The 14,207-nt window shown below is 39.9% G+C and carries 14 protein-coding genes; 5 read left to right on the forward strand and 9 right to left on the reverse strand.

From position 1 onward, the window contains the following. Nucleotides 1-69 precede the first annotated feature (69 nt). From ACTJKA_RS06985 to ACTJKA_RS07015, 7 genes are all read right to left on the reverse strand, one after another. Nucleotides 70-687: an NAD(P)-dependent oxidoreductase gene (locus ACTJKA_RS06985; RefSeq protein ID WP_008348943.1), complete on the reverse strand. Its 618-nt coding sequence runs from the start codon at nt 685-687 to the stop codon at nt 70-72. A 284-nt stretch (nt 688-971) separates the two neighbouring features. Next, on the reverse strand, nt 972-1,175 hold the full coding sequence (locus ACTJKA_RS06990; protein ID WP_008348940.1) for an alpha/beta-type small acid-soluble spore protein: 204 nt from the start codon (nt 1,173-1,175) through the stop codon (nt 972-974). A 226-nt stretch (nt 1,176-1,401) separates the two neighbouring features. After that, on the reverse strand, nt 1,402-2,508 hold the full coding sequence (locus tag ACTJKA_RS06995) for an ABC transporter ATP-binding protein (protein WP_024719977.1): 1,107 nt from the start codon (nt 2,506-2,508) through the stop codon (nt 1,402-1,404). Between the two features lie 137 nt (nt 2,509-2,645). Further along, the gene (locus ACTJKA_RS07000; RefSeq protein ID WP_017360327.1) at nt 2,646-3,521 is read right to left on the reverse strand and encodes a helix-turn-helix domain-containing protein; all 876 of its coding nucleotides are present in this window, start codon (nt 3,519-3,521) and stop codon (nt 2,646-2,648) included. Nucleotides 3,522-3,541: 20 nt separating this feature from the next. Then, complete coding sequence (locus tag ACTJKA_RS07005) at nt 3,542-3,751, reverse strand: YheE family protein (protein ID WP_008348933.1); 210 nt, start codon at nt 3,749-3,751, stop codon at nt 3,542-3,544. Nucleotides 3,752-3,896: 145 nt separating this feature from the next. Then, the gene (locus ACTJKA_RS07010) at nt 3,897-5,255 is read right to left on the reverse strand and encodes a YheC/YheD family endospore coat-associated protein (RefSeq protein ID WP_282900499.1); all 1,359 of its coding nucleotides are present in this window, start codon (nt 5,253-5,255) and stop codon (nt 3,897-3,899) included. Continuing rightward, nucleotides 5,212-6,318, reverse strand: coding sequence for a YheC/YheD family protein (locus tag ACTJKA_RS07015; protein ID WP_322536328.1), 1,107 nt, complete (start codon nt 6,316-6,318; stop codon nt 5,212-5,214). The genes ACTJKA_RS07010 and ACTJKA_RS07015 overlap by 44 nt, the downstream gene beginning before the upstream one ends. A gap of 214 nt (nt 6,319-6,532) precedes the next feature. On the opposite strand from ACTJKA_RS07015, the gene ACTJKA_RS07020 reads away from it, so the two are divergent. From ACTJKA_RS07020 to ACTJKA_RS07040, 5 genes are all read left to right on the forward strand, one after another. Beyond that, nucleotides 6,533-7,666 carry a DUF445 domain-containing protein gene (locus tag ACTJKA_RS07020; RefSeq protein WP_017366934.1) on the forward strand — a complete coding sequence of 378 codons (1,134 nt, stop codon included), beginning with the start codon at nt 6,533-6,535 and terminating at the stop codon, nt 7,664-7,666. A gap of 122 nt (nt 7,667-7,788) precedes the next feature. After that, nucleotides 7,789-8,145, forward strand: a complete 357-nt coding sequence (locus ACTJKA_RS07025) for a YlbF family regulator (protein WP_008348927.1) — start codon at nt 7,789-7,791, stop codon at nt 8,143-8,145. A gap of 446 nt (nt 8,146-8,591) precedes the next feature. Next, on the forward strand, nt 8,592-9,458 hold the full coding sequence (locus ACTJKA_RS07030; protein WP_171465141.1) for a Cof-type HAD-IIB family hydrolase: 867 nt from the start codon (nt 8,592-8,594) through the stop codon (nt 9,456-9,458). A 113-nt stretch (nt 9,459-9,571) separates the two neighbouring features. Further along, nucleotides 9,572-11,071: a coproporphyrinogen III oxidase gene (locus tag ACTJKA_RS07035; RefSeq protein WP_025207028.1), complete on the forward strand. Its 1,500-nt coding sequence runs from the start codon at nt 9,572-9,574 to the stop codon at nt 11,069-11,071. 75 nt (nt 11,072-11,146) lie between these two features. Beyond that, nucleotides 11,147-12,421, forward strand: coding sequence for a lysine N(6)-hydroxylase/L-ornithine N(5)-oxygenase family protein (locus ACTJKA_RS07040; RefSeq protein ID WP_440607663.1), 1,275 nt, complete (start codon nt 11,147-11,149; stop codon nt 12,419-12,421). A 42-nt stretch (nt 12,422-12,463) separates the two neighbouring features. On the opposite strand, the gene ACTJKA_RS07045 is transcribed toward ACTJKA_RS07040, so the two are convergent. Both ACTJKA_RS07045 and ACTJKA_RS07050 read right to left on the reverse strand, forming a co-directional pair. Then, the gene (locus tag ACTJKA_RS07045) at nt 12,464-13,687 is read right to left on the reverse strand and encodes a cation:proton antiporter (RefSeq protein WP_007497140.1); all 1,224 of its coding nucleotides are present in this window, start codon (nt 13,685-13,687) and stop codon (nt 12,464-12,466) included. Nucleotides 13,688-13,690: 3 nt separating this feature from the next. After that, entirely contained in the window at nt 13,691-14,188 is a 498-nt protein-coding gene (locus ACTJKA_RS07050) for a cation:proton antiporter regulatory subunit (protein ID WP_017366937.1), read from the reverse strand. Nucleotides 14,189-14,207 lie beyond the last annotated feature (19 nt).

Raw genomic sequence — 14,207 nt, forward strand, 5'->3', positions numbered from 1 at the left:
AAAAAGTCGAGGCTTCATGATATGATCTCGACTTTTACTGGTTGTATATCATTTACACGAACTAAATGGTCAATAAGCGATACCGACGCGTTGATGCACAAATTCTTTTGAGTTTAACTGCTGATACAAAAAGTGTGCGGTATCTTCAACTGAAATTTTCTGTCCATCTATAGGGAGAAAATTCTTTTCATAGCGATATGACCGTGTCACTTCTCCATCTGGTAAATAGGTTGGGCAAATGATTGTCCAATCTAGTTCCGTTGATTGAAGAATTTCAAATGCTTTGGCATGTTCTTTAGCAGCTCGGGAAGTGGTTCGCCTTGATTCATTTGTTTCAAAGCGGTAAAGCTCAGGCTGCTGCCTTGCTTTCAAAATCCCCGCAGTGCCAATTGTTATAATTCTTGATGTTCCTGTTTGCTTCATGGCTTGTACGATATGCTCCATTGAAACAGATAAAGTATCATCACCATCTGTTGATAGACAGCTCACGACAATATCTGATCCTTTAATTGTTTCAAGAACATCCTCTTGATTTCTGGAATTGCCGGTGACTTGAAACATACCCGCAAGCATTTCTTCCCGGTTTGTCCGAATTAACGAGCGAACCATGTAACGATCATCTTCTTTTACGAAACGAAGAAATGCTTGTCCTACACGTCCATGAGCACCGAAAAGAGCTATTTTCATCTGATCGATCCCTCCACTACATACTATAAGTGAAAAGAACTTAAAATGGTACAGTTTTATGTCATGCTTTTTTTATAAAGATGAAAGGACCGAATACTATGAGCATATTCACATAATAGAGAAAGACCGACAAATTGTAGAAGTTCAAAATTCACACCTGAAATAATGTCCATGAAGATCCGCTCCTTTCTAATACATCATATGAAGTCAAAAGGAATCGGTGAGGGATAAAACCAAAAAAAGAAGACACCATAAGAGGTGCCTTCTATGATCCAGATATGAAATTAAGCTTTTGTTCCGCCAAGGTTTTGCTGAGCGTAAGATACAAGACGTTTCGTGATTTCTCCACCAACTGAACCGTTAGCACGAGCTGTTGTTTCTGCTCCAAGGTTTACACCAAACTCAGAAGCGATTTCGTATTTCATTTGATCGATTGCTTGCGCTGCTCCAGGAACTAGTAATTGATTTGAACTATTAGAATTTGCCATGATGTGAATCTCCTTTTTATATATGATTTTTTTGGTTGGGTTTGCTGGAATCGCACCAGCGAAATGACCAAGTCATTTGCCACTTGGCGAAACCCAATGCGGTAACTGCTTTGTACTAAATATTATGGTTCGCAACGAAAAAAACATACGGAAAAAGAACATGGTAAATGTTGTTTTCATATACAAAAAACCACCACCCAATGGTGATGGTTTGTGGAACGTCTTCTTATTCAGCTGAGCGAATGCGCAGCTCAGTCTCTGTATCAAAGAAGTGCGCTTTATTCATATCAATGGCAAGAGGGATCGTCTGACCTGCCTGAATATCTGTGCGAGAATCAACACGTGCAATAAACGTTTGACCAGCGAGAGAAGAATAAAGCATCGTTTCGGCTCCCATTAATTCAGCCACTTCTACGTTTGCTTCAATTTTTGTTCCTTCAGAAGCCTCTATAAACACAGGCTCATCATGGAAATCTTCTGGTCTGATGCCTAGAATCACATCTTTTCCGATATAGCCCTGACTGCGTAATACTTTCATTTTTCCTTCTGGTACACGAATGTGCGTATTCCCAATGGCAATGGCTCCGTCAGACAGTTTTCCTGTAAAAAAGTTCATCGCTGGAGAGCCAATAAATCCTCCTACAAAGACATTCTCTGGGTTTTCATACACATCCTTTGGTGCGCCAACCTGCTGAATAAAGCCATCTTTCATGACAACAAGCCGAGTAGCCATTGTCATGGCTTCTGTTTGATCGTGTGTGACATAGATGAATGTCGTCTGCAGCCGCTGATGAAGTTTAGAAATTTCGGCACGCATCTGAACACGAAGTTTAGCATCTAAATTAGAGAGAGGTTCATCCAAAAGAAAGACTTTGGCATCGCGCACAATGGCCCTTCCAAGTGCAACACGCTGTCTTTGACCTCCAGACAATGCCTTAGGTTTTCGATCTAAGTATTGTTCAAGCCCTAATATTTTTGCAGCGTTTCGTACCCGCTCATCAATTTCTGCTTTAGGAAATTTTCGAAGCTTTAATCCAAAAGCCATATTATCGTACACATTCATATGAGGGTATAAGGCATAGTTTTGGAAAACCATCGCAATATCCCGATCTTTTGGTGCCACATCATTCATTCGCTTGCCGTCTAATAGAAAATCTCCTTGTGAAATTTCTTCAAGGCCTGCAATCATGCGGAGGGTTGTTGATTTTCCGCACCCAGATGGACCAACAAACACAATAAATTCTTTATCCTCAATATGTAGATTAAAGTTATCTACTGCTGTTACTTTGTTATCGTACACTTTATAAATTTGATTCAGCATCATTTCAGCCATAGGTGGTAGCCTCCCAGTCCTTTTTGAAAGCGCTTTACTTATAAATGAAGTGTATAAAAAGGAAGGGTGTCTGTAAATGGACAACGTGCACAACATCTTATTTTCATTTTTAGGCAAGGTGCTCATGATAGGATCATTTAAGAAAGATCGAGAAGATTCATCATGAAATAAGCAGCTGACGCTTCTTGAAAATGCCGTATATCTAGCCCTGTCCGTTCAATAAATTTATCAATCCGATACTGAAGGCTGTTTCGATGAACATATAACGCTTTTGCTGCCTGCGATGCATTTAAATTACACTGCATATAGGTCGTGAGAGTCCGGTAAACGTCCCGATCAAAGATTGTTTCTATAAATGCATCTGAAATAGCGGCAGAAACCATGTCTGTATCATGGCGAATGAAAGCAGGTAGACATTGATAAAATGTTGCAACCCCTGACCTAAGTTTTCCTTGCTTCAGATGCCATAAAAAGAGCTGATGTTCATTTAATAATCTCATTTTTAAATTTCCATTCGGCAAATGCAGCTGTCCTTGCATGAAGACAACGTCTGTTAAAAAATCACTTGTGATGGCTTGAGACAAATCATGTAGCTGTTCAAGTTGACCATTTTCTGATGTAGCATTTGTTTGAATGAGCATAGCTGTTTCAGTGCCTGTCCATATGAAATGAATATGTTCGAGGCTGCTGTTCACAGCCTCTTTTATTTGCTGCCTTTGTTCTGCTTGGTGCTCCATTTTAAAAAAATGAACACGGACAGATTGATCAATGGTGATTGATTTGTTTTCAAACAGATAGCTGTACCATTTCTGTTCTTCTTCCGTCTCCTGCGTATGAGGTACATCAATTGGTGTGAGGAATGAATTGAGAAGAAGCGTTTCTCTTTCTGTTAGCTCCGTTTTGTTTACTCCGAAAATTTCGCCTTCGTCTGTTTGATACCAGAGAATTTGTTTATCATTTGTTGGTGAACTGATGATATGGTGTCCGTAAACAAGTTTTAGTTTTTCTAACATGGCGAGGCTCCTTAAACAGTTTAATCATACACATGGAATAGCATTAATTCGTGGATTTCTTCTTTTAAGGTTGGTTCAACTTCATGAGGCGGAAGCTGAGAGCCCCATTCAATATCACCCGTTTTGTGATAAATGCCTTCATAGTGTGAACCATTATGAAAAAAGGATATTTTCCAGCCAGGTAATTGCGCTTTTTTAAAGAGAGGTTTCCATTGAAAATGAGAAATCATATCATCATTGCCTCCTTGCTTTTATTGATGAAACAATAAATACACACGACAATCCGGAAACAACCTTGAACTTGGTTTTATTGTATCTCATCTGATGAAAAGAGCATAGGGAAAGCACAGATTTCAGAGACATGAAAAGAAAACATCAGTAGGCGTTTGCATGGTCTATAGGAGTAAGAGCCATTTGTGTTAGGTAAGATGCGTATTCAACGATTCTTTTCCCAATCAGCCATTCTGAGTTTTTCAATGGTGCATGCAGAAAAATCTCGCGGCCTGGACGAGAATTGGCTTCAAACATCCAGATAGCACCCAAGTGATCAATACCTAAGTCAAAGCCAATTTCCCCAATCAGACCAGGCATTTTTTCATCTATCACACGACTAAGTGCTAGGGCAGTATCAGAGAGCTCTTGCAAAATCTTCAAACGTTTCTCTGCATCAGGAAAGATATCATACAGTGTTTTTACTGAACCACCATGCAGTTGATGGGTTGTGACAGTGTGATCTCCTGAAACTTTTCCAGCAACGGCTGTAACAGTCCAATGACCATACTTATTTTTATTCGTATGAATTCTGAAATCCAGTGGTTGATTGTCTATTTGAAGAAGCTCAATGCCTTGTTGTGCAATCAAGTCTTGCATTGCACAATCTTTTCGCAGTTTTTTCACGAAATGGTCTACGGAATGATATGAAGTGGATTTCCCTTTATTTGAGCAGACAGTGATCCCGTTTTCCGTCTTCTTTAACTGATAAATACCGTCTCCGTGACTGCCGTTTGTTGGTTTTAAATAAATGACATGATGCAGATGAAGGAGTGTTTCTATTTTAATTAAAGCATCAAAAGGATCTAATCGTATGGAATGTGGTAAGAAAAAGCTTGTTTTTTCATCTGTTAATAGCTGTTCATGAATGTCCCATTTATTAAAAAAATAAGGGTTGAACCAAGGGATATCGTAGTCTTGAGTGAGTTTTCGTTTTGTTTCTTGAATGAATGCCGACTGAGCAGCCTTTCTATTAGGCAGCCGGTCATAAACAACGGATGGGAGGGGCATCTGCTTTTTTACCCAGCGCTCCTCTTGGTAAAGCAAACCGTCTACTATTCCTTTATCCCAATCGATAGAATGAGTACCAAAAAGATATGCAAAACCAGCATGCTGCCTGCAAGATTGCAGCAGTTTTATAAAATAGGAAGATCTTGCGCCTAAAGGTGCTGTATTTTGTTCGAATCCTGCAGTGAAAATGCCGATGAGAGGTCCTATATAGAGTGTATGTTGAACTAATATGACATCAGCTTTCGTTTTGTATGGAATCAGTAAAGCGCGATAAAGGTCTTCTGATAATAAAATTCTTTGTGATTGATGATGATAGGAAATGGTGAAATCATCTACTAAACAAGAACCTAAAGCAATAGATAAAATTGCCCCCTGCTCTTTAAACTGAGCAGGGAGATGTACTGTTTTTTCACTTGCTGAATGAGGAGCGATGATGTAGCGTTTTCTCTTCATAAGGAACCTCCTTTTCTTCAGCCATCATCGATTTGGCATGTTCAAGTATGGTCTGAATCAATTGATTCTCCCTCTCAGGGTAAGCTTTTAAAAAAGAGGATCGTCCTGGCTTTGATCTTACGTTTGAGATAAAAAGTCTGCCTTCATTTGTATGAAGCAAGTCTATAGCGAATTCAATACACGGTGAGAAAGTTTTGTCTATAAACGCTGGAAGAGATGACTGAATGGAAGCAATATCATCTAACAGCAGCTCCTTGATGTGTGGCTTTAATGAGTTTAAATAGTGATCAAAGGCTACCACATGAATGGAATTTTGTGTATTGCTTAAAAGGCTGTTTTCTACTGATGGTTTTGTATGAATCCCCATGCTATTCCATTGATTTTGTGAATTTTTTATAAGAAAAATCCTAATTTCATTGAATATAACGTCTTTTTGATCATTCGTGTTAAAAAATTGAAGGAAAGATCGGCCGATATACTTTTTGCACCAGCGCACAACCTCTGCTGAATGTGAAAAGGTGATGATTTGCTTAGCGTTTAGCTGCACAGTAATGAGTGATTTGTCTCTTAAAGAAATGAAGCAAGAGGGTGCTGCGTGCTGTTGAGAAAGCGGCTGTATTTTACAATATCCGCCCTTTCTGACCAAGTTGAGAAGGTCTGAAGGCTCTGTCAATAGAGAGCAGACAGGTAAGTATGGTTGTAAAGAAGGGAGGAGACGGAGCTGCTCGAATAGCCGCATTTTATTTGAAATTCCAGTATTCAAAAAAACGGTTTTTGGATACTTTTTTAACCAATTCATGATAGGTTTTGCTTTTTTTGATTGTGCGTCATGCTGATAAAGACAACGATCATAAATCAAGTCAGGAATCTGAAATTCTGACGCTTCAAATCCTTTGCCAGTCTTAAATTTTTGACCGTGAATGACATTTGAAGCAGGCTTTAAATCTAGAGGTGAAAAACGAACAACTTCTAATTCAAAAGAAGAGGCTGCTTTGGCAAGCTGATGTGTCAATGCTTCTTCATGCTTCGGAGAAAGAGTGACAATGCCGAGCGTTGACGTCATGAAACAACACCTACTTTTCAAATTCTTTTTTTAACATCTGAAAAACACTTTTTGTTGATTTTACATAAACTTGGCGTTCCTATATCATTACGACAGATCGTTGTCTCATATGTCACATTGAATGCTTCATTTGCTTGGACTCTTGACAACAACTATAATACGTATAGATAAAAACAATAATCTTCAGGTGTTGTTTGAAAGGTAGATGACGACTTTGGATATATTCACAACGTTTATCTTTATGATTGTGATAGGTGCAGTGATAGGGGCAGCAACAAACCATCTCGCGATTAAAATGCTTTTTCGTCCGTATAAGCCATATTATTTATTTGGGAAGCAGCTCCCATTTACACCGGGTCTCATTCCTAAAAGAAGAGATGAAGTAGCCAAGCAGGTTGGCGTCATGGTGATGGAGCATTTACTAACGCCAGAGGGCATTAAAAAACGATTTGAATCATCAGAGGCAAAGCAAGAGATATTGCAGGCAGTGCACCGATATATTGATAAAGGTGCTGATATGGAAATGACGGTTTTCTCCATGTTAGAAAAATACGGTTTTTCACAGGCTGACGTTAAAGCTGACGCATGGCTTCATCAGTGGACTGATCATAAGCTCCACTCACTGCTTGAAAAGTATGATCAGCAAACGTTGTCTGAGCTGCTACCACAGGATGTAGAAAATAAGCTTGCATCAAAAATTCCAGATGCCGCAGATTATATTTTAAAGAGAGGCATTCATTATTTTGAAAGTGATGAGGGAAAAGCAAGACTCGGTCATATGATAGATGATTTCTTAAAAGAACGAGGAATGCTTGGCAGTATGGTCCAAATGTTTTTAGGGAATTCAAGCTTAATTGATCGCGTGCATCCTGAAATGATGAAGTTCTTAAAGAATGCGGAGACAAAAAGGTTTTTATCAGATTTACTTGTTCAAGAATGGGACAAGGTAAAGCAATTTTCTTTACATGAGCTTGATGAAAAATGGAATGTGAAAGAGCTTCTATTTAGTGTGAAAAAGCAATTGCTTTCACATTTTTCTACAAAGGTGCTGTTAGATAGACCAGTAGGAGTTTACATCAGTGCAGTAGCGGATGATCTTAAGACCAAATTTGCTCCATCTCTCATTGATAAAGGGATTGAAGCCGCATCTAATGCGCTTGAGGGACTGCTCGCAAAGCTCCAATTTGAAGAAATTATTCGTGAACAAATTGAACTTTTCCCGCTTGAAAAAATGGAAGAGCTTGTGATCAGCATATCTAATAAGGAGCTGAAGATGATCACATTTTTAGGCGGTCTTTTAGGTGGATTGATCGGTGCTGTCCAAGCGATTTTTGTCACCTTATTCTAAGGCAAGATCGAGAAATTTCGATGAATTTATTGTATATATGTGAAACGAAAGCCATAGTTTGTTATAGTGGAGTGGTGTCCGCCGATCCATATCGGTGATAACGGATAGAAAGGAGACATAACATGTCTGTAAATCTTTATGATGTTGCATATGACCTTGAAAAAGCACTGCGTCATAGCGAAGAATATTCAGCGTTAAGAAATCTTTATGATGAGGTAAACGGGGATGAATCCTCTAAAAGAATGTTTGAGAACTTCCGTGACATTCAAGTAAACCTTCAACAAAAACAAATGACTGGTCAAGAGATTACACAAGAAGAAGTAGAGCAAGCGCAAAAAACGGTTGCACTTGTGCAGCAGCACGATAAAATCTCTCAGTTGATGGAAGCAGAACAACGCGTAAGTGTTCTCATCGGTGAATTAAATAAAATTATCATGAAGCCTCTTGAAGAGCTTTATGGAAATACAGAAGAAAATTAATTGAAAGGGCGATCATATTCGCCCTTTTTTTCATTCATATCGCCGCTTGTATATCTTTAAAAAAAGGGTTGTCGAAGCTCGTAAATTCTGCGATAATACTTATTGAAAGTGCTTTCAAAAAGCGCTATCGTGATGAATTGGGTGCGTTCCACTTTGGATTTACGGCGATGAGCCAAATGAGAGAGAAGCGCTTCTGGGAGAAAAGCAAAGCATAAGGGGATATGATATAAGCAATGCTTTGGTGTGTGAAAGATGAGGGGATCATGGGGAGCTTCATCACGCCATTGTTACGCATCCAAACCATACATAAAAAAAAGCCTAGGGGTAGGCTTTTTTTATTTGCGATTGAGGCATAAAACAAGGGCTGCTTCAACTGCATGTTCTAAAGCGATAAGCTAGGGCATATCCTCATCGTAAGTACAGTCATCAAGAAGGGGGATGCCTCAGTGTCAAAAAAGCTACTTGCACTCAATATAGATGGAACGTTACTTCGTTCCAATGGGAAAATCCATTCCGCTACAAAAGAAGCTGTGGAATATGTTAAGAAAAAAGGGGTTTACGTGACGATTGTCACCAACCGTCATTTTCGATCTGCACAAAAAATTGCCAAGGCGTTGAAAATACCAACTTCAACTCTTGTGACGCATAGTGGTGCATTTATCGCTGATAAGCTTGATGAGCCGCTCCATGTGAAGAAATTAACGGAAGAGAAAACATTTAATCTTGTGCAGATCCTTGAAAGCTTTGATTGTAATGTTCGCTTGTTACATGAAAAATTCTCAATCGGCAATCGGAAAAAAACACAGTCTCAATTGATGGGAAAAACGTTGATTCATCCGTCTGATCCCATTTTCTATCCCGTTCAATTTGTTGAATCATTAAGTGATATGCTCATGGATGAACCGGTTAGCACACCTGTCATTGAAGTGTATTCGACGGCAGCACTTCAGCCTGAAATCCACACAACCATTCTACAAGCATTCCCATCTGTGGATCTGATTAAGATCAGTGATGAGAAAATGAACATTGTATGCAAAGGGGTATCGAAAGAAGCAGGACTTTCTCTTTTAACTTCAGCACTAGGTTTTACATTAGAAGATACGGTCGTGATCGGTCACGGGACAGACGACATCCCGATGCTTGAGTTAGCTGGCTTAGGCGTTGCGATGGGGAATGCACCTCATTCGGTCAAACGTAAAGCCGATTGGGTGACACGTTCTCATGATGAACAGGGTGTTGCTTATATGATCAAAGAATATTTTAGAATGCAACAAAGGGAAGGTTTTTTACATCAATTTGATATTAAACGATAATATAGTGAAGGCCCTGTCTATTAAGAAATGGCAGGGCCTTCGTCTGTTCTCTTCATTGCTTTTCCTAGATGAATTTTGTAAAATGAAACAAGTTTGAAGATAAAGGTGATACGATGCGAATTTTAGTTAAAGGGCTGTCTGATGAACGATTTCATCGACCGCTTGTCAATATAGCCAATTTATTCGAGGAAGATAGTGAAGTGCTGTTTGATTCAGGTGAAGCAAACGATGGCCTAGTCATGGTGTTTGATTGGAAAGAAACCCATGGTAGGGTGGAGGCTTCTGGCCATATTGCTGGATCAGATATGACGAGTCGTTTTACAAGAGAGATGCCAGAGGGCTTGAACGATAAAGAGCGCTGGAAGCAAATCAAAAACACTGTGTTGTCTGTTTATTTACATCTGCTTCAGGAACATACAGGAATGACGCAAAAATGGGGGATTCTTACGGGGATACGCCCTACGAAATTACTTCATAAGATGCTAAGAGAAGGCATGACAAAGGAAGAAGCACATGCAGCGTTAAAGCGCGATTACTTGATTCATGATGAAAAGATTCATTTGATGCAGGAGATTGTTGATCGTCAAATCAAAGCCATTCCAGATCTGTACGATCTACAGGAGGAAGTGAGTATTTATATCGGTATTCCTTTCTGTCCAACAAAATGTGCTTATTGCACGTTCCCTGCTTATGCCATTCAAGGACAAGCTGGAAGAGTGGGAACGTTTCTTTTTGGGCTGCATTATGAGATGCAAAAAATGGGCGAATGGTTAAAGGAACATGGGATTAAAGTGACGACTGTTTATTTTGGCGGAGGTACTCCAACGAGTATTACAGCAGAAGAAATGGATTTGCTGTATGAGGAGATGTATCGCTCTTTTCCAGATGTGAAACATATTCGGGAAGTCACAGTAGAAGCGGGACGACCTGATACGATTTCACCTGATAAGCTGGAGGTGCTCAACCGTTATCATATTGACCGGATTAGTATCAATCCGCAATCATATGAGAATGAAACATTGAAAGCGATTGGCCGGCACCATAGTGTGGAAGAAACGATTGAAAAGTATCATTTATCAAGGCAGTATGGCATGAATAATATTAACATGGACTTAATCATCGGGCTGCCAGGAGAAGGGCTAAAGGAATTCCAACATTCCTTGCAGCAAACAGAAGAACTGAAGCCTGAATCTTTAACGGTGCATACACTTTCCTTTAAGAGAGCGTCTGAAATGACCCGCAATAAGGAAAAGTATCAAGTGGCAGACCGAGAAGAGATCACACGTATGATGGATGAAGCGGTTGCTTGGACAAAAGCACATGACTATCATCCGTACTATTTATACAGACAAAAAAACATTTTGGGGAATCTCGAAAATGTCGGGTATTCGTTAGATGGACAGGAAAGTTTGTATAATATTATCATTATGGAAGAGGTGCAGACGATCATTGGCATCGGATGCGGCGCTGCGAGTAAATTCATTGATCCGCGAACCGGAAAAATTACGCAGTATGCCAATCCAAAAGATCCAAAGTCTTATAATGATCGTTATGAGCACTATACGGAAGAGAAGATTCAGTTTCTTGAGTCATTATTTGTTTCTCACATGTAAACACTGCGGTGACGCAGTGTTTTTTTCATTTGTAAAAGGGTATATAGGGGGTAAAAAGGTAAAGCAGGTGTACATATGATGGATGTGATCGGAATTGGGATTGGGCCAGCAAATTTAGGATTGGCCGCTTTATTAGAGGAGTATGAAGATGTGACATGCTGTTTTTTTGAACAGGAAAGCGAATTTGCTTGGCATCCTGGTATGCTCATCAAAGGAACGGACTTACAAGTTTCCTTTCTAGCGGACCTTGTGACAATGGCTAATCCAAGGAGCAAGTATACATTTTTAAATTATTTACATGAATCAAACAGGCTTCACCGCTTTTATACATTTGAACAATTTGATACCCCCCGGAGAGAATTCAATGAGTATTTATCATGGGTTGCAGGTGAATTAGATAGCTGTCAGTTCGGGATGAAGGTGGAAGAAGTGACCGACTGTGAAGACGGGTATCTTGTAAAAGTTCGGCGGTTGAAAGATGGGGCGCTTTCTGAATATCGTGCAAAGCATGTCGTCCTTGGAACTGGAAGCAAGCCGATGATTCCTGTCGATGTGCCAGAAGCTGCGTTGCCGCATGTGACCCATAGCAGCCGTTATGTAGATCAACAAAAAGAACTTCATGAAGCTGAAACGGTGGCGGTGATTGGTTCAGGTCAAAGTGCAGCTGAAATTTTCTTAGACCTGCTTCAGCATCAGAAGAAAGGACAGAAGCTTTCATGGTTTACACGTTCAAGTGAATTTAGAGAACTAGAGACAGCGGAGCTTGGTCAGGAGCTATTTACACCTAAGTATGTTGAATATTTTCATTCCCTTCCTTATGAAGAACGGATGAACACATTGCCTAGACTGGCAGGATTAAGGAATGGCATAGATGCATCGACGCTTTCTCGTATTTATCAGGAATTGTACCATCGCTCCGTTTCAGGAGAAGAGCCATCTGTACTCATTCAGCCAATGACGGAGCTTGAAGCGATACATATGGAGGATGAGCAGCAGGTAGAGCTGCATTTGAAACAATGGCAGCTGAAGAAAGAAAAGAAAATCACAGCCGATCATGTGGTATTGGCTACAGGATATACGCCTAATATTCCGGAATGGTTTAGCGTATATGAACCATTGATTGAATGGGAGAGCGATAAGCATTTTAAAGTGACAGACGACTTCAGGCTTGTGTTTAAAGACAAACGGTCTCATCATTTCTTTACATTCACGAACCTCGATCACTCTCATGGAACAGCGGCGACCAATTTAAAACTATCGATTTACCGCAATCAGAAAGTCATCCGAACCATTCGCGGGGATACGAAAGAACAAGTGAAGCAAGAAACAGCATTTCAGCAATTTGAATAGATATAAAATAAAAAAAGGGCCCCAGCACTGGGCCCTTTTCAATTAAATGGTTGTTTCTCTTTTTACTTTTGGTTTTTCAGTTTTCCATTTGAAGATTTTGTTTAGGATTTGATAGATACGCTTTGATTCTTTCGTCACTAGTGGTCCTAAAATCGCAAGGATTAATACATATAATGCAGCAAATGGCTTCAATGTAGCGGCAAGCCCGCCTGCAATCCCAAGTTCGGCTACAATGATGGAAAACTCTCCTCTTGATACGATGGTTAATCCAATATTAGAAGAAGCTTTATGAGAGAAACCGGCTCTTCTTCCAGCAAACATCCCGGCGGTGAAGTTCCCAATTAAGGTAAGAATGACAGCGCCGATCGCAAGCCAGAAGGCATCTCCTAATGTAAATGGATCAATACTCAATCCGAAGCTGAAGAAGAACATGGCGCCAAAGAAATCTCTAAAAGGAACAACGAGATGTTCAATGCGGTCTGAGTGCTCTGTTTCTGAAAACACAAGACCGAGTAAGAGAGCGCCAATGGCCTCTGCGACATGAATCGTCTCTGAAAAACCAGCCACGAAGAACAAAGCGGCAAAAATGACAATGATAAATACTTCATTTGAACGGATATCGAATAGTTTGTTTAATAGTTTTGGCAGCTTACGTGCGATGATAAAGAAAATCATCATGTAACCAAAAGCGATTAAAATAGATAATAAGGCACCGCCAACGGACGTGGCATCTCCAAGGACAAGACCGGATACAACAGATAAATAGACGGCGAGAAAAATATCCTCAAACATAATAATCCCAAGAATTAACTCTGTTTCAGGGTTCGCTGTCCGTTTTAAATCGACAAGGACTTTGGCGACAATGGCGCTGGATGAAATGGTGATAACGCCTGCCATAATGAGAACTTCAAGGAATCCAAAGCCTGTGATAAACCCATAAAGCAATCCTAAGCTAAAGTTGATCAAAATATAAATAGATCCGCCGACTGCAATGGATTTACCCGATTTTATGAGTTTGCCGACAGAGAACTCAAGCCCAAGGTAGAATAGAAGGAACAGGACACCCATTCTACCAAAAAATGAAATAATCTCGGTGCTCTCGATAAACTTCAAATCAATGATCCCGATGGTTGGTGCATGCGGACCAACAATCATCCCGAGGACAATGAGAAAAGGAATGATAGAAAATTTAATTTTATTGGCGATTAAGCTGGCAATGGCGATGAGAATAAGCGCCGTTCCAACTTCAAAGACTAAATGATCCATTCATCACTCTCCCCCTCTAGAAAGAAAATCACGTATCAATCGCTTCAAGTGTTTTCTTTCGCCTGAAATGACCATCGTATCATTTGCTTGAATAATCGAATCGGCACCGGGGTTGAGTAATTTTTCATTTGTATGTTTAATGATCGCAATGACGGTAACTTCATAATTTTGTCTCACATCTAAATCGCCGAGTGTATGTCCAACCGCTTTTGCGTCTTTTTCTACCTTAAACCATTCAATGATCAAATCATTGAACGCCATTTCAATCGTTTCAAGTGCTTGCGGCTTATACACCATACCGCCAATAATGGCAGCAATTTGCCGGGCTTCAGCATCATCGAGAGAAATGGTGGACAGTACTTCATCTGGATCTTCATCGTCGAAACGATAAATCTCCCGTCTGCCATCATCATGAATCACAATCGTCATCTTTTCTCTATTTCTCGTTTCAATTTCAAATTTCTTTCCAATCCCAGGAAGATCATTTTCTTTAATGTTCATTTTATCCCTCCGAATATGA

This window comes from Bacillus sp. 22190 (assembly GCF_052045575.1).
GTDB lineage: Bacteria > Bacillota > Bacilli > Bacillales > Bacillaceae > Bacillus > Bacillus altitudinis.

Excerpts from the sequence above, each read along its gene's own strand:
- ACTJKA_RS06985 (WP_008348943.1), bottom strand. The coding sequence starts at position 687 with ATGAAAATAGCTCTTTTCGGTGCTCATGGACGTGTAGGACAAGCATTT.
- ACTJKA_RS06990 (WP_008348940.1), bottom strand. The coding sequence starts at position 1,175 with ATGGCAAATTCTAATAGTTCAAATCAATTACTAGTTCCTGGAGCAGCG.
- ACTJKA_RS06995 (WP_024719977.1), bottom strand. The coding sequence starts at position 2,508 with ATGGCTGAAATGATGCTGAATCAAATTTATAAAGTGTACGATAACAAA.
- ACTJKA_RS07000 (WP_017360327.1), bottom strand. The coding sequence starts at position 3,521 with ATGTTAGAAAAACTAAAACTTGTTTACGGACACCATATCATCAGTTCA.
- ACTJKA_RS07005 (WP_008348933.1), bottom strand. The coding sequence starts at position 3,751 with ATGATTTCTCATTTTCAATGGAAACCTCTCTTTAAAAAAGCGCAATTA.
- ACTJKA_RS07010 (WP_282900499.1), bottom strand. The coding sequence starts at position 5,255 with ATGAAGAGAAAACGCTACATCATCGCTCCTCATTCAGCAAGTGAAAAA.
- ACTJKA_RS07015 (WP_322536328.1), bottom strand. The coding sequence starts at position 6,318 with ATGACGTCAACGCTCGGCATTGTCACTCTTTCTCCGAAGCATGAAGAA.
- ACTJKA_RS07025 (WP_008348927.1), top strand. The coding sequence starts at position 7,789 with ATGTCTGTAAATCTTTATGATGTTGCATATGACCTTGAAAAAGCACTG.
- ACTJKA_RS07035 (WP_025207028.1), top strand. The coding sequence starts at position 9,572 with ATGCGAATTTTAGTTAAAGGGCTGTCTGATGAACGATTTCATCGACCG.
- ACTJKA_RS07040 (WP_440607663.1), top strand. The coding sequence starts at position 11,147 with ATGATGGATGTGATCGGAATTGGGATTGGGCCAGCAAATTTAGGATTG.
- ACTJKA_RS07045 (WP_007497140.1), bottom strand. The coding sequence starts at position 13,687 with ATGGATCATTTAGTCTTTGAAGTTGGAACGGCGCTTATTCTCATCGCC.
- ACTJKA_RS07050 (WP_017366937.1), bottom strand. The coding sequence starts at position 14,188 with ATGAACATTAAAGAAAATGATCTTCCTGGGATTGGAAAGAAATTTGAA.